This window comes from Streptomyces sp. WAC00040 (genome assembly GCF_056835925.1).
Map to the genome: position 1 here is coordinate 1140122 of NZ_JAKQZE010000002.1, position 19460 is coordinate 1159581.

Below are 19460 nucleotides of genomic sequence, written 5' to 3' on the forward strand. Positions count from 1 at the left end.
GTGCAATGCGAAAGGTTTGCAACAACGGCTGATCTTCAACAGGGGCGGGCATTTCATGACGGTCCGATCGATGCGGGCTGCCGCTGCCAGGGCCGTGGCCGCCGCGCTGACCTTCGGCGCGGCGGCCTGCTCGAACCCGGGCGGCGGCGCCGCCGGGTCGCGCGCGAAGGAGTCGGCGGTCGTCGGTATCGCCTAGTTCAGCGACGGCACGCCTTTCAGCGCCAAGGACGTCGTCTTCACCTACCGCACCGTCCTGCTCCGAGGTGCTGTCGCTGCGCGCACGGCCGTACATCGACGCGGTGATCAGCGGCGGCGCGACCCGGTGGCGGGTCGCCGCACGGCATCTGCTGCCAGGGGTGCTGCCGCAGGCCGGACTCGCGGCCGTACTGATGGTGCCGCACGCGATGTGGCACGAATCGGCGCTGTCGTTCCTCGGCCTCGGCCTCCCGACGCACCAGGCGAGTCTCGGCAACCTGGTGCAGTCCGCCCGCGGTTCACTGCTCGTCGGCGACTGGTGGCCGACGCTGTTCCCCGGTCTGTTCCTGATCGTCCCCATGCTTGCCGTGGCCGGGCCGGCCGGTGCCTGGCGCGAACGGCTCGACCCCCGCCGCCGATCGGAGCTGATGCTGTGACCGTGCCGTCCACCGACCCGTCGCCGGCCGTGGGCACCGAGCCCCCGGCCGCCTCCTCCGCGTCGCGGCGCGTGCTTGCCGTGCACGGCCTGTCCGTGCGCTTCAAGACGCGCGACGGGGGGCATGTGGCAGCCGTCAACGACGCGACGTTCGACCTCGCCGCCGGAGAGTGCCTCGCACTCGTCGGAGAGAGCGGCTGCGGCAAGTCCATCCTCGCGAAGGTCGCAGCCCTCCTGCACCAGCCGGCCGCGGGCCGGGTCGTCATCGACGGCGAACCCGTGAACGGATGGCGCCACGCAGCCCCGCGCAGCCTGCGCGCCGCCGTCGGCGTCGTCTTCCAGCAGCCCCGGCTCTCCGCGGACCCACGGCTGCGGCTCCGCGAGGTGATCGCGGAGCCCTTGCGGGCCGCGGGCCGAGGTCGCGCCGACGCCGCCGCCCGCGCGCTGGAGACGGCGGAAACCGTCGCTCTCACCGGCGAACTCCTCGGCCGACGGCCGCACGAGGTGAGCGACGGCCAGCTCCAACGCGCCTGCCTGGCCAGGGCGCTGGTGCTGCGGTCGCGCTGGCTGGTCTGCGACGAGATGACGGCCATGCTCGACGCGTCGACGACCGCCGCGCTGGCGAACGTGGTCGAGGACTACCGCCGCGAACACGGGGCGGGCCTGCTCGCGGTGGGCCACGACCGCGTCCTGCTCGACCGCTGGTGCGACCGCACGGTCGAGTGGTCCCGCATCGCGCAGGCGTGAGCCCTGAGCAGGGTACGACCTTGATTCCCCGCCGGGCCGGCCCGGGACGGCGGACCGACGCGCCACATGACGGATGGCCGAACTCTTGGTGCCACCCTGCCCATTGGGGTCGGCCCGACGGATACTCACCGGTGTCCCTCCCGACCCGCAGAGCCCGGAGGTCATCCGTGCCGACCACTCGTCGCACAGCCGTCACCACGCTCGCCGCCGCACTCGCCGGTGCGGTCGCGGTGCCGTCCCAGGCCCGTGCCGCGGCACGCAGCGGCGCACCGTACGGCCCGGCGCCACTGCGCCGGGCCCACGCGCACAACGACTATCTGCACGAACACCCCCTGCACGACGCGCTGTCGCACGGCTTCACCAGCGTCGAGGCCGACATCTTCCTCGTCGACGGCGAGCTGCTCGTCGCCCACGAACCGGCCGGACTCGACCCCGCCCGCACCCTGCGCTCGCTCTACCTCGATCCTCTGCTCACCCGGGTGCGCGCCAACCACGGCAGCGTGTACCGGGGCCGTCGCCGCCCCGTCCAGCTGCTGATCGACATCAAGACGGACGGAGTCGCCGCCTACCTGGAACTCGACCGCCAACTGCGCCAGTACCGGCGCATGCTGAGCAGCTGCGCCCACGGGCACGTACGCCTCGGCGCGGTCACCCCGGTCATCTCCGGGGACCGCACGGCCCGCGCGCCGATGGAGGCGCAGCGGGTGCGGTACGCCTTCTACGACGGCCGCCTCGACGACCTCGCGGCGGCCGATCCCGCTCCGGCGTCCTTCATCCCGCTGGTTTCCAGCAACTGGACGCACAGCTTCAGTTGGCGCGGCACCGGTGAATTCCCCGGGGCGGAACGAGAGAAGCTGCACACACTCGTCGCCACGGCCCACCGGCGCTCCCAGCGGGTCCGTTTCTGGGCCACTCCCGACCTCGAGGGGCCGGCCCGCGACGCCGTCTGGCACGAGCTCCTCGCCGCCGGTGCCGACCACATCAACACCGACGACCTGGCCGGTCTGGAGCGCTTCCTGCGCGTTCACGACCGCGGCTGACCACCTTTCCGCCCGATCTCCGAGATGCACCCGTACGGCGGACACGCCAGTCGGCCGTACGGGACCTCCGCTGCGCCAGACTGGCCGCCGAATGCCGCAATTCCGGCGCGGCGAAGGAGGTTGGCGATGGCCATTTCGATCTCGGTGGTGCTGCTCCTGCTGGTGCTCGCAGTGATCTTCCTGCGGAGCGGAGGGCTGAAGATGAGCCACGCGGTCGTCTGCGCGTTGCTCGGCTTCTTCCTGGCGGGCACCAGCATGGCGCCGACCATCCAGGAAGGCATCGCGGCCACGGCCAACGTCGTCGGGAGCCTGCGTCCCTGAGTAAGCAGCCCGCAGGCCGGGCATCCGCACGGCGTACCGGTGCCGAACCGACGGCAGAGCACGAGGCGATGGGAAGAACGCAATGCCACTCGAGGGTGAGTACGAGCCGAGCCCCGAACAATGGGTCCGCGATCAAGTCGAGGAGTACGAGAAGTCCGGCGGTACGAGCGGCACCACGCTGCGCGGGATGCCGGTCGTCATCCTCACGACGCGCGGCGCCAGAAGCGGGAAGATCCGCAAGACACCGCTGATGCGGGTCGAACACGCAGGCGCGTATGCCCTGATCGCCTCGCTGGGCGGGTCCCACAAGCACCCGGTCTGGTACTACAACGTGAAGACCCACCCGCAGGTCGAGCTCCAGGACGGTCCTGTCCGCAGGGACATGACGGCACGTGAGGTGAGCGGCGCGGAGAAGGCCGTGTGGTGGGCGCGGGCCGTGGAGGCCTTCCCCGACTACGAGAGTTACCAGCAGAAGACCGAACGGGAGATCCCGGTCTTCGTCGTCGAGCCGCCGGACCGGGACCGCTGAACCGAGCAGAGGGCGCCGGATCAGGAGAGGTTGACGAGGCGGATGTAGCGCACCCAGTCCCAGTGGGGGCCCGGATCGGTGTGGGTGGCTCCGGGCACCTCGGAGTGGGCGATGATGTGCGCCCGGTCCTTGGGGATGCCGTACCGGTCGCAGACCGACGCGGTGAGCGCCGCGGACCGTTCGTAGAGGGCATGGGTGAAATACGCGGGCCGGTCGACCCGGCCCTCGTGCTCGATGCCGATGCTCCAGGTGTTGTAGTTCCAGTTGCCGGCGTGCCAGGCGACGTCGCGCTCCCGCACGCACTGCGCGATGTGTCCGTCGGAGGAGCGCACCACATAGTGCGCGGACACCCGCCGTGCGGGGTCGCGGAAGATGGCGAGCGTGTCCTCGTAGGTCTCCTGGCTGACGTGGACGACGACGTACCGCACCGGGTAGGCCGTGGGCCTGCTGGAGGCCGTGTAGTTGGCGGACGAGGCCGGCTGCCACTCGGCTGACGGGTAGTCCGTCACCGCGGTGGTGCCGGCCTGCGCGAGGGTCGCGGGCAGCAGGGCGTGGGCGGCGGCCGTCGCGGCGGCGCCCCGAAGCAGGGATCTGCGGTCCATGGGCCTTCTCCTGGTGGGGCGTGCGGGGACACGGCAGGACAAGGCCGGTGAGAGCCTTGGGCACCACGGTACTGGCGGCCGGGCGAACGGCGGAAGAACGCGACCTTTGCCAACAGTGGTCGTGCCAGTTGGAGTTGGTCACTGTCGGGGGGCGGCCCCCGGCCGTTCGCGCGGGTGCGGCGAGGGCAGTGCGCACGGACCGTTCCCGGCCGGTCGCGCGTACGGGCTCCGCGACTCCCCCGCCGTCATGGAGCCCGTACCCGACGTTGTCAGTCGCCCTCGCCCGACGCGCCCGCGAGGGCCTGTGCCGGGTCGGGCGACCCGGGTCCGGCCGGCGCCCAGGCGCCCCGTTCCGTGCGGAAGGGCCACCAGTTCCCGTCGCGGCCCAGGCGCAACTGCTCCCCGGTTCCTACGACCGTCCACCGCGCGGGGCCCGAGGGGCGCAGCCGAGGGCGGTCCGGCTCAGTCGCCCAGGCCGCCGCCAGTGTCGCCGCCGCACGCGTCTGTTGTTCTTCGTCCGGTGCGAAGTCCTCCTCGAGCGCCGCGAGTCCGGCGGCCCCGCCGTACCGCCACGCCCGTGCCGCGAGGTCGAGATCACCGCGGGTGCGTTCCGTGCCGGCGGCCAGCCGGGCGGCGATCACCGGTCCGGGGACCGACGCGGCCATCCGCACCGCGTCCTCGCCCCTTGTCAGGACGGGCTCCGGATGCTGCTCGGCATGGCCGGGCGCCAGGGCCTGGGCCAGCATCCGATGTGCGCGTGCCGCCGCGTCGGCGGCGAGGAACTCGAGCGCCGCGGCGTCCGGACCGCCCTCCGGAGCCGTCCCGGTGTCGAGGGCCGGAGCGGGGCCGGGCTCGTCGGGCAGCGCCGGCGGAGTGGGCAGCGGCGGCAGGATGCCGTCGGCCGCGAACGCCTCGTCGGCACGCACCCCGGCCGGCTCCGCCGCCTTCTCCTCGTCGCCCGCCCGGCCCGTCGGCGGGTTCGCCCGGGCGACGCTCCGCAGCTGCAGTTCGTCCAGTACGCGACGCTCCCCACGCCCGCGCATGAGCAGCAGTACGAACGGGTCCTGGTCCAGCAGACGACCCACCTGATAGCAGAGCGCGGCCGTGTGCGGACAGTGGTCCCAGGCGTCGCACGTGCACTTGGGCTCCAGGTCACCGATCCCCGGCAGCAGCTCCACGCCGACAGCCGTGGCGTCCTCCACAAGATGCGGCGGCATGTCCCGGTCGAGCAGTGCCGCGATGTGCCCCGCGCTGTCCGTGGCCACGTCGAGGAAGCGTTCCCAGTCCTGCTCGCCGAGTTCCTGGAGCAGTACGTCGCTGCGGTACGCCGTGCCGTCGCGGTCCCGGACCACCGCGGTGATCCGGCCCGGACGCACCGAGACGGCCCCGACCGCCCCCTCCCGTGCGTGCCGGCGCCCCCGCTTCAGCTGCTCACCGTCGAGTGCCGTGTCCTGAAGTGCCTTGAGCCAGGCCTGCCCCCACCAGGTCTGGGCGAAGCCCCTGCCGCGCGCCAGCGGGAGGGCGTCGAAGGTGCGCGTCGTTTCCTCCGGTCCGGTCATCGTCCCGCTCCTCGCAGTTCCACCAGGTCGGCCAGTTCGGCGTCGGTCAGTTCGGTGAGGGCGGCCTCGCCGGCCCCCAGCACCGAGTCGGCCAGGTCCTTCTTGCGTTCCAGCATCTGCGCGATGCGGTCCTCGATCGTTCCCTCGGCGATCAGCCGGTGCACCTGCACCGGCCGGTCCTGCCCGATGCGGTAGGCGCGGTCGGTCGCCTGTGCCTCCACCGCGGGGTTCCACCAGCGGTCGAAATGCACCACATGCTCGGCCCGGGTGAGGTTCAGACCGGTTCCCGCCGCCTTCAACGACAGCAGGAACACGGGCACCTCGCCGTTCTGGAAACGGTTCACCATCGCCTCCCGCTCGGGTACCGGCGTGCCGCCGTGCAGGAACTGCGTCCGCACGCCGCGCCGGGCGAGATGCCCCTCGAGCAGCCGCGCCATCCGCACGTATTGGGTGAACACGAGCACGCTCGCGCCCTCGGAGAGGATGGTGTCCAGCAGCTCGTCGAGCAGTTCCAGCTTGCCGGAGCGGCCCTCGACCCTGGGCCGTTCCTCCTTTAGGTACTGCGCCGGGTGGTTGCAGATCTGTTTGAGCGCGGTGAGCAGCTTGACCACCAGACCGCGCCGTTCCATGCCGCCGGCCTCGGAGATCGCGGCGAGCGTCTCGCGTACCACCGCCTCGTACAGGCCGGTCTGTTCGGCCGTCAGCGACACCGCGCGGTCGGTCTCCGTCTTGGGCGGCAGCTCGGGCGCGATGCCGGGGTCGGACTTGCGCCTGCGGAGCAGGAAGGGCCTCACCAGTGCGCCCAGTCGCCGGGCGGCGGCCGGGTCGGCGCCACCCTCGGCGGCCTGCGCGTAACGGCTGCGGAAGGTGCCGAGCCGCCCGAGCAGGCCGGGGGTGGTCCAGTCGAGGATCGCCCACAGCTCGGACAGGTTGTTCTCCACCGGCGTTCCGGTGAGCGCCACACGGGCCTTGGCGCCGATGGTGCGCAGCTGCCTGGCGGTCGCCGAGTAGGGGTTCTTGACGTGCTGCGCCTCGTCGGCGACGACCATGCCCCAGTCGGCCTCCGCGAGCCGGGCCGCGTCGAGGCGCATGGTGCCGTACGTGGTGAGGACGAACTCCCCGTCACCGAGCCCTTCGAGGGACCGGGCGGCGCCGTGGAAGCGCCGTACGGGCGTGCCGGGAGCGAACTTGCCGATCTCCCGCTGCCAGTTGCCCATCAGGGACGTCGGGCAGACCACGAGGGTCGGCCCGGCGGCCGAGGGGTCCGTCTGCCGGTGCAGATGCAGCGCGATGAGAGTGATGGTCTTGCCGAGCCCCATGTCGTCGGCGAGGCAGCCGCCGAGGCCGAGGGACGTCATCCGGTGCAGCCAGTTGAGGCCGCGCAGCTGGTAGTCGCGCAACGACGCACGGAGCGTCGCCGGCTGACCGATCTCCTGCGGCCCGCCTTCCGGTTCGGCGAGCCGCTCGCGGAGCCGTTCCAGGGCGCCGGACGCCTCCACCTCGACCGTACGTCCGTCGACCTCCGCGGTGCCGGTCAGCACGGCGCCGAGCGCGTCCACGGGGGACAGCTTGCGGTCCTGGCTCTCGCGGGCGCGCCGGGCCTCCGTCGGGTCGATCAGCACCCACTCGTCACGCAGCCGCACGACCGGCCGGCCCGCCTCCGCCAGCTGGTCGAGTTCGGCCCGAGTGAGCCGGTCTTCACCCAGGGCGAAACGCCAGTTGAAGGACAGCAGGGCGTCCGCCGACAGGAACGAGGGTAGCCCTGAGGACTCCTGGCCCGATGCCTGCGCGCCGTCGTCGGGCGCGCCGATCACGGCGCGGGCCGTCAGGCGCCGGGCGAGCTGCCGGGGCCAGTGCACCTGGACCCCCGTGGCGGCGAGGGCCCGTGACGCGTCCCCCAGCAGCTCGGTGACCTCTTCGTCGGCGAGGTCGACGGCGTCCGGCACGGGCGCGTGCAGCAGCGGCGTGAGCGAAGGCCAGGCGTGGGCCGCCCGGCGCAGCGCGAGTAGGGCGTCGAGCCGGGCCCGCGGCCCGAACGCGGCGGCCGAGGACCCGGAACCCGCCCACACGTCGGCGGCGTCGGCCACGAGCGCCGGGTCGCTGACGCTGTGGATCTGCAGGACGGCACGGAACCGGGGAGCGTCGTCCGCCGGGCCGGCGTCCTCCAGGCCCGGCAGTTCGACCCGCAGCGAAAGGCGTACCCCCGCGTCGTGCCCGGCGGCGATGTCCGCCGCCCAGGCCCGCAGCCCGGGCAGATGCTGCGCCTCCGGCGCCGCGAACGCCCTTCCTCCGGCGGCGAGCGGAGCGGCGGGGGAGCGGGGCAGCCCGTCCGCGACCGCGTCGAGGAACTGGCGCAGCAGGCGCTCCGGTCGTGGCAGCAGCAGCGTCCCGGCCGCGCCGTCCACGGGTACGGCGTGTGCGGCGGGCGGCATGGAGGCGGCCAGCGTACGCATCTGCTCCAGGTCCTCGGGTGCGAGCGGTCCCATCCGCCAGGCATCCATGCCGGTGGGGCTCAGGCCGGGCAGGAGGAGTCCACGCGCGGCGAGTTGGAGGGCGAGGAGGGAGGCCGCTCCCCAAAAGGCCGCGGAGCCGGAGGAGTCCGCCCCGGCGCGGGCGCGGGTGAGGACGGGCAGTGCTTCCGGAACGGGCAGCAGCAGTGCCGGCACGGTGGCCGTGCGGGGGCCGGGGACGACGACGGTGAGCGGGGCGGGCCCGGCGTCGTCGACGGGCAGCTCCTTGCCGTCGGAGCGCCAGAAGGCGAAGCGGCCCGTGCGTGCGGGATCGCCCGGGAGGAAGATCGCCGAGCAGGCGGCGAGGGCGTGGAGAACGGAGGAGTCGACAGCGGGGGAGGAGGTTGCCGAAGGGAGCACATGCACGACGATGACGCATTCCTCAAATTTGACTACCGCAGGACGGAAGCGCCGAGGGTACACCACCATCACGAATTCACGGCGGCCGTCACGCGGTGATGTGGCTCACTCCACGCTGTCGACAGGACTGCCGTACCGTCGGGGGTACAGCCAGCGCCACCCCGACGGGCGGGATTGCCCCCGCCGAGCCCCGGGTGGTGGCGCCATCGCCCCCAAGGGCCCCGGTCCATACGTTTATCAGGCCGGAACAGTCGGACAGTTCGCGCATCCGGCGCAGCCACCTTCTTTTTTCGCGCGCGTCCGGCACACCCGCCGTCCACAGACCGGAGACCCACCATGCCCCAGGGCATCGCCACCCTTCCCCCGCCCACTGCCGCCACCGAGGTCCCCCTGGGCCGCCGCTCCGGCGCGGGCAGCGAGTTCGCACCACTGCTGCGCACGGTGAAGGAACAGGGTCTGCTGGAGCGCCGCACCGGCTGGTACGCGCGTGGCATCACCGTGAACCTGCTGGCCCTCGCCGCCGTCGTCACCGGCGTGGCGCTGGCCGGTGGCTCCTGGTGGGTGCTGCTCCTGGCACCGCTGCTGGCGCTCTTCTCCACCCGCGCCGCCTTCTTCGGTCACGACGCCGGCCACGCGCAGATCGCCGCGGACCGCCGCAAGAACCGGATCATCCAGCTCGTGCACGCAAACCTGCTCCTCGGCATGAGCCAGGAGTGGTGGAACGACAAGCACAACCGGCACCACGCCAACCCCAACCACATCGACAAGGACCCGGACGTCGCCGCCGACGTCCTGGTCTTCAGCGAGAAGCACGTGTCCGGCCGCGCCGGACTGCGTGGCTGGCTCACCCGCCACCAGGCATGGCTGTTCTTCCCGCTGACCACCCTCGAGGGCATCGCCCTCAAGATCTACGGCTTCCAGGCGGTGTTCTCCCGCGCAGGTGGCCGCCAGAAGCCCGGGGAGCGTGTCCTCGAAGGCGCGTTGCTCCTCGCCCATGTCGCCGGGTACGCAGCCCTGCTGCTGACCGCCATGCCCGTCGGCCAGGCCGTGCTGTTCGCGCTCGTGCACCAGATGGTCCTCGGTCTCCACCTCGGCATGGCCTTCGCCCCGAACCACAAGGGGATGGAGATGCCCGACGAGGAGACCGGCAAGGACTGGGGCCATCTCCGCAGGCAGGTCCTCACCTCCCGCAACATCCGTGGCGGCCGCGTCACGGACTGGTTCCTCGGCGGCCTCAACTACCAGATCGAGCACCACCTCTTCCCGAGCATGCCCCGCCCCCACCTGATGCTCGCCCAGCCGCTGGTGCGTGCGCACTGCCGGGCGCTGGGCATCCCGTTCACGGAGACCGGGCTCGTCGAGTCCTACCGCCAGGCCCTCACCCACCTCCACGAGGTCGGCGAGCCACTGCGGCGGACCGCATAGCGGAAAGATTGCACGGGACCGCATAGTGGAACCGTGGGGCGAGTGCGCACGTTCTCACAGCAGGAGCGGCCACAGCCGCGGAGGAGGCGTCGAAATGTCGACACGTACGAAGATCGTGGTCGGGGGAGTGGCCGTGGGCCTGCTCCTGATGCCGCTGCTCGGATTTTGGCTGTCGCTGCTGGTGGTGCTCGGCGTGCCGGCGGTGGCGTACCTGATGCTGGACCCGAGCCAGCGCCGCAGGCTGCGGCGCGTCTCCCGCAAGGAGATCGGCCGCTGAGCACCGCCGTGGCGGCGCCCTGACGACCTTGAGGCCCGCTCCGGCCCCCGGCGACCGCCGGGGGCCGGAGCGGGCCGCGTCGCGTAGAACGGGAGCACGGGGGGGCCGGTCCGGTGGCGGTCATGGCCGGTGTGCCCCGGCGCGGGCGGGCCGTAAGTGGTCTCCGGCCGTGGCCGTGCGCTGCTTGCCGTACCCGAAGTGATCCCGTGGGCGGGGCCGAGGCGATCTCGGCGAGTCCGCGCTCGCCGTAGCCGACATGATCCGGTGGCCGGGCTCAGGAGGGGTGGACGGCCACTTTCTCCAGCGCCTCCAGCAGCCCGGGCAGCTCCGGGCCGCGGCCCACCGGCACGACCTCGCCCGGCTCCTCGTCCAGCAGCAGGAAGGCGATGTCGTCGGTCTTGGCGACCATCGACCAGCCGGGGCCGTCGGCGCGCAGCATCCGGGCTCCGCCGGGGGCGAAGGAGGAGCGCACCCGGCCGGGCGGTGGCGGGGACTCCACATAGGCCCTGGCCTGCTCCAGGACGCGGCGCACCTGCTCGCGCGGCCGGTGGCTCCCGCCCTCCGGAGCGTCCGCGGACGTCCCCGCGTCGGCGTCGTCGATCTGTCCCCGCCACTGTGCCCACCGCAGCGCCACCTCGTCGGCGCCCAGCCGGCGCTGGGCGGGACCCCAGGCCTCCATGTCCGGCGGGGCGAGCGGCGGCCGGTCACCCTCCTCGGGGGCGGGGTCGTGCGGCGCCGGCACCCCCGGCGCGGCGACCGCGACGGCCAGAGGCCAGCCCGGCAGTGCCGCGACCACGCTGTGCTCGTCGGGCGACAGGTCGTACTCCATACCGCAGTCCCACGAGGCGATGGCGACGGCCACGAGCGACACGTCGTCGACCACGACCGTCCAGCGCGCGCCGCGGGCGTCCTGCCCGAGGACCAGCCCGTACCCCTCCGCGTACGGCTCCAGGCCGAGGGCCTGGCAGGCGGCCGGGTAGTCGTCGCCGAGCACGCTCGGGAACTGTGCCGGCGTGAGCAGCACCGCGGTCAGTACAAACAGCGAGTCGTCGTCGACGGTGTCTTCCGCCCCGGCCACGGCCACCTCCCCATCCCATCGTTTCGTCGGCGCACCTTAACCAGTGGGTAACCCGCGCGTCGAGTGTCGGCGGCCGCTAATTCGATCCGGCGGGCTGGGCTCCGGGGAGGCCGAGAAGCCCGCGCGCGACCACCTCGACCGGCTCGTTCCGCTCGCGGGCGAGAGCGACCACGGCGCGGCAGGCGAGCTGGTTCACCCCGAAGACGAGAGCGTCCGGGGCGACCCAGCCGGCCGCCTCGTCCAGGCGGTCGTCGTCGTTCTCTATGGATGCCGTCACATAGGCCGCAGCGGCCTCGAACAGATTGTGCTGTCGCGCGGACGGCCCGGGGGCCTTCGCCCGGGACGGACGGGAGGCGAGGAGACTACGGAGCCGAGCGAGCACGTTGACCACCTTCTGCAGGGCGGCGGGACACCGCCGATCAGTTCAAGTGTTCCACCGCCGCAGCCCGTTCGAACGGCGATGGACCGTTTACGGCCGCGCCTCCCCGGCCGGTGCAGGACGCCGGTGATGCGCCGCCGGTCAGCTGCCCGGCAAGCTCTCCTGACGGACCGCCAGCGCGAGGAAGCGGTCGTCCTCATCGACATAGGACGTCATCCGCCAGCCAGAACCGGCCAGCAGCGGGCGAAGGTTGGGCTCGGCCCGCAGATCGTCGTCGGTGATCACGCGGCCGTGCCGCGCAGCCAGCGCGGCCCGGCCGACGGGGTGGAACAGGGCCAGCCGGCCGCCCGGCCGCACGACCCGGGCCAGTTCCCGCAGGTTCTCGGCGGGGTCCGCGAGGTGAGAGATCAGCCCCGCTCCGAAGACCACGTCGAGCGAGCAATCGGTCATCGGCAGCCGGGCCACGTCGGCGAGCAGCAGCCGGCCGCTCCGGTCACGTCCGGCAATCCGGGCCCGGTGCAGCATCTCCGGGGTCAGGTCGATGCCGAGGACCACACCGTTTGGACCAACGGCTGCCCGCAGGGGTTCGAGGGCACGCCCCGTGCCGCAGCCCGCGTCGAGCACCGCGTCCCCGGGGCGCAGCCCCGTCTCGGCGACGGCGGCGGCATAGGCGGGGCCGTCGTCGGGGAAGCGGCTGTCCCAGTCCGCGGCCCGGGCGCCGAAGAACTCCTGGACCCGGGTGTGGTCATGCGCTGTGCGGTCGACGGCCATGGACCCCATGATCCGCCATACCGGGCGAGTACGTCACGGCGGTGGCGCCGCCGGTTCTTGCCGGAGGCGGCCGCCCGTCCGGCCGTGGACCGCGGCGCCTGCGGCATCCGCGACGCGGGGGAGCCGCCGTCCGGCACATGACCGCACAGTGCACACGTTCGAGCGCGGCACGATCGTTCAGAAACATCTACCTGTCATATTCCAGCAGCTTTCGAACTGCGCCCCCGGCGCGCGCCCGCCTCGGGGCTAGCGTCCCTGGGCCATGGGACACCTGGACCACGCGGCCTTCGGCCTGCTCACACCCGTGCTGTCGTATCTGATGGCTGTCATCGGCGCCGCCCTCGGGCTGCGCTGTACCGTGCGTGCCCTCTCCGCCACCGGCCGATCCCGGCGCAACTGGCTCATCACCGCCGCGTCCGCCATCGGCACCGGCATCTGGACGATGCACTTCGTCGCCATGCTCGGCTTCGCCGTGCGCGGCACCGACATCCGCTACAACGTGCCGCTGACCATCCTCAGCCTCGTCGTCGCCGTGCTCGTCGTGGGTGCCGGGGTGTTCTGCGTCGGCTACGGCCGCAACCGGACCGCGGCCCTGCTGATCGGCGGACTCGCCACGGGGCTCGGCGTCGCCAGCATGCACTACCTGGGCATGGCGGCCCTGCGGCTGCACGGCACCGTGCACTACGACCCGCTCGTCGTCGCCCTGTCCGTCGCCATCGCCGTGATCGCCGCGACCGCGGCGCTCTGGGCGGCTCTGAACATCAGGTCGGCGATCGCGGTGGCCTTCGCGTCGCTGGTCATGGGAGCGGCCGTCAGCAGCATGCACTACACGGGCATGCTCGCCGTCGGCGTGGACGTCGCCCCGGCCGGGGGGAGCCTGCCGGGAGCCACGGCGATGCAGTTCATCTTCCCCCTCGCCGTCGGTCTCGGCTCGTACCTCTTCGTCACCTCCGCCTTCGTCGCGCTCTCCCCGACCGCCGGCGAACACGCCGCCCACACCTCCGCCCATCAGGCCGGGCCGATCGCTCCCACGCCGACCGGCACGACCACCGATCAGGGCACGTCCACCGCACGCACCACGCCCACGGCCACCGCCTAGCCGGTCCGGGCGGCGCTGCCGCGGCCAGCACGTATCCGGAACGAGGAGCCCATGCGCACATCCCGTACGACCCCGGACGGCGACTCGCCGGTCCCGCACCCGCCACCGCACGGGCCGGCGGTCCGCGGGCGGCGTGCCCATGCCGGGCCGCCCGCGGTCGAGCACACCGGCCAGGAACCACGCCCCCAGCAACCCCCGTGGCCCGTCTCCCCCCGGACTCTGTTCCAGCGACCCAGGACGGTCCGCGCCAAAGTCATCTCGCTGCTGATGGTGCCCGTCCTCTCGCTGCTGGCCCTGTGGGGCTTCGCCACGGTCACCACCGCCCAGGACATGGCGCGGCTGAGTCAGGCCCAGCGCATCGAGGACGAGGTGAGCGAACCCGTCACCCTGGCCGTGGCCGCCCTCCAGGCCGAACGGCGCGCCTCACTGCAACAGTTGAGCGGCCCTTCGAAGGAGCGGGCGTCCGCGCTCGCGCTCGAGGCCCGCCGTACCGACGACGCGGTGCGCCGCCTGCGGCTCGACGACGCACACACCGTCGCCGACGGCGGTGACACACCGCAGCCCGTCGCCCGGCGCCTCGGCCGCTTCGTCTCGCTGGCCGGAGAACTGGACACCGTGCGCACCGCCGTCCTCGAAGGCAAGACCACCTGGGACAAGGTCTACGGGGCCTACACCGACACCGTCGGCGCCGCGTTCGACGTGGCCGGAGCCGTCGCGGGCATCCAGGACCACGGGCCCGGCGCCGACGCGCGCGTACTTCTCGAGTTCGCGCGGGCGGGCGAGATGCTGGCGCGCGAGGACGCCCTCGTCACCTCCGCGCACATCGACGGAACCTTCGACGAGGACCGGCTGCGGACGTTCACCGGCACCGTCGCCGCGCGCACCGCTCTCGTCGAGGGCGCCGCCGCCGACCTGCGCGCCCCCGAACGTGAGGCATGGCGCGAACTCACCGCACAGCCCGCGCACCGGGCACTGCGCACGGCCGAGGACCGGCTGTCGGCCGCGAGCGCGGGACGCAACGCCGCCACGGCCGTCGCCGCCGGCGACTGGGACCGGGCGTACACCGCCGTCGGCGACGGTATGCGCGACATCGCCGCACAGGCGCGCCGCGGTGCGGCCGAGCGACTTGACCCGCTGGGCGGAGGCGTCTTCACCGTCGCGGGCGCGGCGGTCCTGCTGGGACTGGTCGCCGTCGCCGCATCGCTCGTCATCTCCGTCCGGATCGGGCGCGCCCTCGTCGTCGAACTGACCATCCTGCGCAACAGGGCCCTGGAGATAGCACGCCGCAAACTCCCCCACGCCATGCGCCGGCTGCGCACCGGCCAGCAGATAGACATCCAGGCGGAGGCCCCGCCCGGGGCGCCGGCGGAGGACGAGATCGGACAGGTCTCCGAGGCGCTCACCACCGTCCATCGCGCGGCCCTGAGCGCCGCCGTGGAGCGCGCCGAACTGGCCGGCGGCATCTCCGGCGTCTTCGTCAACCTCGCCCGTCGCAGCCAGACACTGGTCCACCGCCAGCTCACCCTCCTGGACGCCATGGAACGACGCGCGGACGACCCGGGCGAACTGGGCGACCTCTTCCGGCTCGACCACCTCACCACCCGGATGCGCCGCCACGCCGAGAGCCTGATCATTCTGTCCGGCGCCGCCCCGGGGCGGGCCTGGAGCAGGCCGGTCCCCCTGACCGCCGTCGTACGGGCGGCGGTGTCGGAGATCGAGGACTACGCCCGCGTAGAGGTGCGCCGGCTGCCGGAGACGTCCGTCACGGGCGCGGCCGTCGCCGACATCACGCACCTGATGGCGGAACTGGTCGAGAACGCCGCCCAGTTCTCCCCTCCGCACACCAAGGTGCGGGTCACCGGCGAGCCCGTGGGCAACGGCTATGTCCTTGAGATCGAGGACCGCGGGCTCGGTATGGGCAAGGGCGCGCTGGCGGAGGCCAACCGCAGACTCGAGGAGTCGGAGGCCCTCGACCTCTTCGACAGCGACCGGCTCGGCCTGTTCGTCGTCAGCCGCCTGGCCGCCCGCCACAGCATCAAGGTCCAACTCCGGGCATCGCCCTACGGCGGCACCACCGCCGTTGTCCTGCTGCCCACCGATCTGCTGCAGCACGCCCTGCCGGGCGCCGACGGTGAGCGCGGCACCGCCCGCGCGGAGGCGGAGCCGCCGCGCGGCGCCCCGCACCCCGGCCTCTCCACGTCGGCCTCGCCCGCGTCCACCTCCTCGTCGCCCGCCGCTCCGCCTCCCCCGCCCACCCCGCCACGGACCGCACCCACCGAACCGGTCACCGCTCGGGCCCACCGTCCCGCGATCGGGGCCCCGCCAGGGCAAGGGACGCCGCCCACCCTGAGGGCACTGAGACTGCGGGACACCACCACCGGGACCGGCGACGGTGAACTCCCCCGCCGGGTACGGCAGTCGCACCTTGTGCCGCAGTTGCGCGAGGCGCCACGGCCCGAGGAGCACCGCGACCCGGCGGCGGCCGACGACACCCCCGAGCACCGCACCCCCGAACTGGTCCGCGACCGGATGACCGCGTACCGCAACGGCTGGACCAGAGGCGGCGGCAGCGCACCCGGCCGGACCGGCCCAGGTAACGAAGGAGACCACGTATGACCGAGCACGAGACAGCCGCGGCCCACTACCGGTTCGGCGACCTCGACTGGCTGCTGGACGATCTCGTACAGCGCGCCGGGCAGGTGCGGCACGCCGTCGTGCTTTCCAACGACGGCCTGCCGGTGGGCGCGTCCCGTGCGCTGAGCCGCGAGGACGCGGAACACCTGGCCGCCGTCGCCTCCGGTTTCCACAGCCTCGCCAAGGGCGCCGGGCGGCACTTCCGCGCCGGAGGAGTACGGCAGACGATGGTCGAGATGGACGACGGCTTCCTCTTCGTGGCCGCCGCCGGCGACGGCTCCTGCCTCGCCGTACTCACCTCCGCCACGGCCGACATCGGCCTCGTCGCCTACGAGATGGCCCGCCTCGTCAAGCGCGTCGGCGAACACCTGCGCACGCCGCCGCGCGTCGAAGCGACATGAGCGGCTCGGCCAGCGGACCGAACGGCGTCGGGCCGAGGGACGTGCCGAGGGGCGTCGGGCCGAGCGGCTCCCTGGAGAGGGGCACGGGGCCTGCGGGCTTCGGGTCCGCCGGTTTCGGGGAGGCAGGCGCCGGTCCCCCGCCTTCCGGGCCGGAAGGCGTCGGGCCCACCGGAAGCCAGTGGTACGACGCGGAGGCCGGCCCTCTCGTCCGTCCGTACGCCATGACCGGCGGGCGCACCAGGCCGGGCCCCAGCAACGTACGGTTCGATCTCATCGCGCTCGTCGTCGTGGACACCGACGGCCCCGGCCCGGACGAGGAGTCCCTGCTCGGCCCGGAGCACCGGGTGCTGCTGACCCTGTGCCGCTGCGAGACCCAGTCCGTGGCGGAACTCGCCGCCGACGCCGATCTGCCCGTCGGTGTCGTGCGCGTGCTGCTCGGTGACCTGCTCGAAGCGGGGTTCGTGAAGGTCCGCCGGCCGGTGCCGCCGGCGCAACTGCCCGACGAGCGGATCCTCCGAGAGGTGATCGAGGGACTGAGAGCGCTGTGAGGGCCGGGGCCGACCGGCCGCACAGGGCCGTGCGAGCGGTACTCCAGTGTCAGGGCGTGCGTCTCCGTTCCCGTTCCTCGCGTCAGCGCGTACGCGACGGCCCCCGGTCCCGCCCCGCCCTTAGGGGCATCCGCTGTTCACCCGCACACCCACTCCGGAGAGAAGCGACCGATGGTTTCCCAGATCCTTGACGGCACCAGTGAGGACAGCACGGCCCTCGCGCTGAAGATCCTGGTCGCCGGCGGCTTCGGCGTCGGCAAGACCACCCTTGTCGGCGCGGTGAGCGAGATCCGGCCGCTGCGGACGGAGGAACAGCTCAGCAAGGTCGGCCGCACCGTGGACGACACGGAGGGCGTCGACCGCAAGACCACGACGACCGTCGCCATGGACTTCGGCCGCATCACCATCCGGTCCGGCCTGTCGCTGTATCTGTTCGGGACGCCCGGCCAGGACCGCTTCTGGTTCCTGTGGGACGAGCTGTCCCAGGGCGCTCTCGGCGCGGTGGTCCTCGCCGACACGCGGCGACTGTGCGACTGCTTCCCCGCCGTGGACTACTTCGAGCACCGCCGGATCCCGTTCGTCGTCGCCGTGAACTGCTTCCCGGGTGCGCGTACCTTCGCCGTCGAGGACGTTTCCCGGGCCCTCGACCTGGACGAGGGGACTCCCGTGGTGCTGTGTGACGCCCGGGAACGCGACTCCGGGAAGGAGGTCCTGGTGCGCCTCGTCGAGTACGCCGGACGCTTCCACACGGCCCGGCTCCTCGGCCCGGCGGAGCAGCAGAGGTGACAGCGGCCGCCCGGCGCACCTTGCCCTGCGCCGCGCCGTGCGAAAGGCTTACGGACGAACGCGGGGCCACGGGGAACGTAGGAGCGGGGAGGACGAACGACCATGGCGTTGGACAAGGGACTCGACTGGCTGCTGGACGATCTGACGAAACGGGTCGAACACGTCAGGCACGCACTCGTGCTGTCCAACGACGGGCTGGTGACCGGTGCCAGTACCGGTCTCGCGCGAGAGGACGCCGAGCATCTCGCCGCCGTCTCCTCGGGCCTGCACTCCCTCGCGAGGGGATCCGGCCGCCACTTCCGCGCCGGCCGGGCACGCCAGACGATGGTCGAGTTCGACGAGGCGCTGCTCTTCGTGACGGCGGCGGGCGAGGGCAGTTGTCTGTGTGTCCTCACGGCCGCAGAGGCGGATGTCGGCCAGGTCGCGTACGAGATGACCCTCATGGTCAACAGGGTCGGCGAGCACCTGGGCGTCGAGGCGCGCCAGCCCGGCGGCAGCCCGTTCTGACCCGCTCCGGCCTGCGGTGGAGCAGGTTGTCCACAGGGCGCGGCGGGATGTCTTCGCTTCCGGCTACGGTCGTCACCGAGAGTATCCACAGCTCACGGGGGAGACCGCCATGACGGTAGGGCAGACGTCCACGACCAGCCTCGCGCTCGGCAGGGCCGCGCAGGAACTGGCGCTGAAGCGGGGCGAGTTGGCGCTTGCGCTCCAGCTGGGTCAGGTGCGCGCGGCACAGGACGACAGCGGAGGGCCGCCTCGCGTCGAGCGGCGGGAGATCGACCGGCTGCGGGCCGGGCGCGGCTTCCCCGCCGCGCTCCGGGAGCGGCTGCGTACCGTCGGCACGGTGGACGGCGCGGAGCTGGCGTCCATCAGCCAGGGCCGCTTCCTGCGGCTGGCCCGTACCGGTCATCTCGCTCCGGTGCGGTTCTACGTCAACCGCTACCACGCCGTGGTGTGGCTCTATCTCGCCGAGGACGTGCTGGACTTCGCACGCGACCATGCGTCACTGCTCACCGGCCGGACGCCGCCGGAGCTTCGGGCGTTGCTGGCGGCGGGCGAGGACAGGCGGCCGCGTAATTGGCGGGGGCGGCGGCTCGGCCAGTTGCTGCGCGCGAGTTCCGATCCATGGCAGCGGGCGGCGGCCATCGCCGCGGTGCTCGACCCGGTGACCGTCGCCGGGGACGTTCCCGATCCATACGAGCGCTCCCGTCTGAGCGTCCTCCGCCCGGAGATGGTGTCCGCACCGCCGAAGTCGCCGCGCGGGAGGGAGATCGTGGAGCGGCTGGTGACCGCCGACCACCCGGACGAGATTCTGTGGCACAGGGCGAGTCTTGCCGAGGCGCTGGGGGAGGCGCGCGAACACTCCGCGGCCCCGCGTCGCGCACCACGTGCACCCGGTGCGGCACTCGCCCGCGCTCCTCACGGGGCCCTCCCACTCAAAGCCCTCCACTCATCGGCCCCGCATCCCGCCGTGGCCACGGCCGGACGCCCCGCCCTCGTGCAGGGCCCGAGGCGCTCCCGTCCCTGGAGCCGGCCTTCGAGCGTCCGGACCTCCGACGCGCGGACGTCGGGTCCGGGAGCCTCTGGTGTCCGGTCCGGGCGCCGCTCGCGGGGGACGGCGCGTGCCCTGCTGGGGCGGCTGTGGCGGACCCCGGCAGGGCAGGCATGAAGCTGCGCTGTTGGCCCGCTTAAGAAAACCTCGATGGACGTGACGCTCCGAGCTGGGCAAATTGGAGCCCGTCCACTGACCGGGGCCTTATTTT

At 72.9% G+C, this 19460-nt stretch carries 20 protein-coding genes and 1 pseudogene; 15 read left to right on the forward strand and 6 right to left on the reverse strand.

Features of this window, described 5'->3' with window-relative positions; translation table 11 throughout:
• The first annotated feature begins 70 nt into the window (after positions 1 to 70).
• From MDN94_RS24675 to MDN94_RS24700, 6 genes and pseudogenes are all read left to right on the forward strand, one after another.
• Positions 71 to 196, forward strand: a complete 126-nt coding sequence (locus MDN94_RS24675; protein ID WP_482728035.1) for a hypothetical protein — start codon at positions 71 to 73, stop codon at positions 194 to 196.
• Between the two features lie 61 nt (positions 197 to 257).
• Positions 258 to 632 (forward strand): annotated as a pseudogene (locus MDN94_RS24680) (ABC transporter permease subunit); the annotation flags it as partial.
• A 125-nt stretch (positions 633 to 757) separates the two neighbouring features.
• Positions 758 to 1378: an ABC transporter ATP-binding protein gene (locus MDN94_RS24685; RefSeq protein WP_482728234.1), complete on the forward strand. Its 621-nt coding sequence runs from the start codon at positions 758 to 760 to the stop codon at positions 1376 to 1378.
• A 167-nt stretch (positions 1379 to 1545) separates the two neighbouring features.
• Positions 1546 to 2418 (forward strand): phosphatidylinositol-specific phospholipase C/glycerophosphodiester phosphodiesterase family protein, encoded by an 873-nt coding sequence (locus MDN94_RS24690; protein WP_482728036.1) that lies wholly within the window; start codon positions 1546 to 1548, stop codon positions 2416 to 2418.
• A gap of 126 nt (positions 2419 to 2544) precedes the next feature.
• Positions 2545 to 2739: a hypothetical protein gene (locus MDN94_RS24695; protein ID WP_005307764.1), complete on the forward strand. Its 195-nt coding sequence runs from the start codon at positions 2545 to 2547 to the stop codon at positions 2737 to 2739.
• Between the two features lie 82 nt (positions 2740 to 2821).
• Positions 2822 to 3268, forward strand: a complete 447-nt coding sequence (locus MDN94_RS24700; protein WP_482728037.1) for a nitroreductase family deazaflavin-dependent oxidoreductase — start codon at positions 2822 to 2824, stop codon at positions 3266 to 3268.
• A 20-nt stretch (positions 3269 to 3288) separates the two neighbouring features.
• Here the strand turns inward: MDN94_RS24700 and MDN94_RS24705 are convergent, their stop codons facing one another.
• From MDN94_RS24705 to MDN94_RS24715, 3 genes are all read right to left on the reverse strand, one after another.
• Entirely contained in the window at positions 3289 to 3870 is a 582-nt protein-coding gene (locus MDN94_RS24705; protein WP_482728038.1) for an N-acetylmuramoyl-L-alanine amidase, read from the reverse strand.
• 269 nt (positions 3871 to 4139) lie between these two features.
• Positions 4140 to 5429, reverse strand: coding sequence for an SWIM zinc finger family protein (locus tag MDN94_RS24710; RefSeq protein WP_482728039.1), 1290 nt, complete (start codon positions 5427 to 5429; stop codon positions 4140 to 4142).
• Complete coding sequence (locus MDN94_RS24715; protein WP_482728040.1) at positions 5426 to 8368, reverse strand: DEAD/DEAH box helicase; 2943 nt, start codon at positions 8366 to 8368, stop codon at positions 5426 to 5428. Before MDN94_RS24715 ends, MDN94_RS24710 begins: the two co-directional genes overlap by 4 nt.
• Positions 8369 to 8635: 267 nt before the next feature.
• Here MDN94_RS24715 and MDN94_RS24720 point away from each other — a divergent pair, with 267 nt between their 5' ends.
• A complete protein-coding gene (locus MDN94_RS24720; RefSeq protein ID WP_482728041.1) occupies positions 8636 to 9724 on the forward strand; it encodes a fatty acid desaturase family protein in 1089 nt (362 codons plus the stop codon).
• A 94-nt stretch (positions 9725 to 9818) separates the two neighbouring features.
• Positions 9819 to 10001, forward strand: coding sequence for a hypothetical protein (locus MDN94_RS24725; RefSeq protein ID WP_482728042.1), 183 nt, complete (start codon positions 9819 to 9821; stop codon positions 9999 to 10001).
• 274 nt (positions 10002 to 10275) lie between these two features.
• Here MDN94_RS24725 and MDN94_RS24730 read toward each other — a convergent pair whose 3' ends face one another.
• The 3 genes from MDN94_RS24730 to MDN94_RS24740 all read right to left on the reverse strand — a co-directional run bounded on the left by MDN94_RS24730 (position 10276) and on the right by MDN94_RS24740 (position 12229).
• A complete protein-coding gene (locus MDN94_RS24730) occupies positions 10276 to 11079 on the reverse strand; it encodes a hypothetical protein (protein ID WP_482728043.1) in 804 nt (267 codons plus the stop codon).
• A gap of 76 nt (positions 11080 to 11155) precedes the next feature.
• A complete protein-coding gene (locus MDN94_RS24735) occupies positions 11156 to 11470 on the reverse strand; it encodes a hypothetical protein (RefSeq protein ID WP_482728044.1) in 315 nt (104 codons plus the stop codon).
• A gap of 129 nt (positions 11471 to 11599) precedes the next feature.
• Positions 11600 to 12229 (reverse strand): class I SAM-dependent methyltransferase, encoded by a 630-nt coding sequence (locus MDN94_RS24740; RefSeq protein WP_482728045.1) that lies wholly within the window; start codon positions 12227 to 12229, stop codon positions 11600 to 11602.
• A gap of 262 nt (positions 12230 to 12491) precedes the next feature.
• Between MDN94_RS24740 and MDN94_RS24745 the strand changes: the two genes are divergently transcribed.
• The 7 genes from MDN94_RS24745 to MDN94_RS24775 all read left to right on the forward strand — a co-directional run bounded on the left by MDN94_RS24745 (position 12492) and on the right by MDN94_RS24775 (position 19366).
• Complete coding sequence (locus MDN94_RS24745; RefSeq protein WP_482728046.1) at positions 12492 to 13328, forward strand: MHYT domain-containing protein; 837 nt, start codon at positions 12492 to 12494, stop codon at positions 13326 to 13328.
• A gap of 51 nt (positions 13329 to 13379) precedes the next feature.
• On the forward strand, positions 13380 to 15944 hold the full coding sequence (locus MDN94_RS24750; protein ID WP_482728047.1) for a sensor histidine kinase: 2565 nt from the start codon (positions 13380 to 13382) through the stop codon (positions 15942 to 15944).
• Entirely contained in the window at positions 15941 to 16363 is a 423-nt protein-coding gene (locus MDN94_RS24755) for a roadblock/LC7 domain-containing protein (protein ID WP_482728048.1), read from the forward strand. The genes MDN94_RS24750 and MDN94_RS24755 overlap by 4 nt, the downstream gene beginning before the upstream one ends.
• On the forward strand, positions 16360 to 16911 hold the full coding sequence (locus tag MDN94_RS24760) for a DUF742 domain-containing protein (RefSeq protein ID WP_482728049.1): 552 nt from the start codon (positions 16360 to 16362) through the stop codon (positions 16909 to 16911). Before MDN94_RS24755 ends, MDN94_RS24760 begins: the two co-directional genes overlap by 4 nt.
• 171 nt (positions 16912 to 17082) lie before the next feature.
• Positions 17083 to 17697 (forward strand): GTP-binding protein, encoded by a 615-nt coding sequence (locus MDN94_RS24765; protein ID WP_482728050.1) that lies wholly within the window; start codon positions 17083 to 17085, stop codon positions 17695 to 17697.
• A 102-nt stretch (positions 17698 to 17799) separates the two neighbouring features.
• Positions 17800 to 18204: a roadblock/LC7 domain-containing protein gene (locus MDN94_RS24770; RefSeq protein ID WP_005307718.1), complete on the forward strand. Its 405-nt coding sequence runs from the start codon at positions 17800 to 17802 to the stop codon at positions 18202 to 18204.
• A gap of 109 nt (positions 18205 to 18313) precedes the next feature.
• Positions 18314 to 19366 carry a DUF6397 family protein gene (locus tag MDN94_RS24775; RefSeq protein WP_482728051.1) on the forward strand — a complete coding sequence of 351 codons (1053 nt, stop codon included), beginning with the start codon at positions 18314 to 18316 and terminating at the stop codon, positions 19364 to 19366.
• The last annotated feature ends 94 nt before the right edge of the window (positions 19367 to 19460 follow it).

Coding starts and splice junctions, on each gene's coding strand:
- MDN94_RS24675 (WP_482728035.1), top strand. CDS start 71: ATGCGGGCTGCCGCTGCCAGGGCCGTGGCCGCCGCGCTGACCTTCGGC.
- MDN94_RS24695 (WP_005307764.1), top strand. CDS start 2,545: ATGGCCATTTCGATCTCGGTGGTGCTGCTCCTGCTGGTGCTCGCAGTG.
- MDN94_RS24700 (WP_482728037.1), top strand. CDS start 2,822: ATGCCACTCGAGGGTGAGTACGAGCCGAGCCCCGAACAATGGGTCCGC.
- MDN94_RS24705 (WP_482728038.1), bottom strand. CDS start 3,870: ATGGACCGCAGATCCCTGCTTCGGGGCGCCGCCGCGACGGCCGCCGCC.
- MDN94_RS24710 (WP_482728039.1), bottom strand. CDS start 5,429: ATGACCGGACCGGAGGAAACGACGCGCACCTTCGACGCCCTCCCGCTG.
- MDN94_RS24715 (WP_482728040.1), bottom strand. CDS start 8,368: ATGGTGGTGTACCCTCGGCGCTTCCGTCCTGCGGTAGTCAAATTTGAG.
- MDN94_RS24720 (WP_482728041.1), top strand. CDS start 8,636: ATGCCCCAGGGCATCGCCACCCTTCCCCCGCCCACTGCCGCCACCGAG.
- MDN94_RS24725 (WP_482728042.1), top strand. CDS start 9,819: ATGTCGACACGTACGAAGATCGTGGTCGGGGGAGTGGCCGTGGGCCTG.
- MDN94_RS24740 (WP_482728045.1), bottom strand. CDS start 12,229: ATGGCCGTCGACCGCACAGCGCATGACCACACCCGGGTCCAGGAGTTC.
- MDN94_RS24745 (WP_482728046.1), top strand. CDS start 12,492: ATGGGACACCTGGACCACGCGGCCTTCGGCCTGCTCACACCCGTGCTG.
- MDN94_RS24750 (WP_482728047.1), top strand. CDS start 13,380: ATGCGCACATCCCGTACGACCCCGGACGGCGACTCGCCGGTCCCGCAC.
- MDN94_RS24755 (WP_482728048.1), top strand. CDS start 15,941: ATGACCGAGCACGAGACAGCCGCGGCCCACTACCGGTTCGGCGACCTC.
- MDN94_RS24760 (WP_482728049.1), top strand. CDS start 16,360: ATGAGCGGCTCGGCCAGCGGACCGAACGGCGTCGGGCCGAGGGACGTG.
- MDN94_RS24765 (WP_482728050.1), top strand. CDS start 17,083: ATGGTTTCCCAGATCCTTGACGGCACCAGTGAGGACAGCACGGCCCTC.
- MDN94_RS24770 (WP_005307718.1), top strand. CDS start 17,800: ATGGCGTTGGACAAGGGACTCGACTGGCTGCTGGACGATCTGACGAAA.
- MDN94_RS24775 (WP_482728051.1), top strand. CDS start 18,314: ATGACGGTAGGGCAGACGTCCACGACCAGCCTCGCGCTCGGCAGGGCC.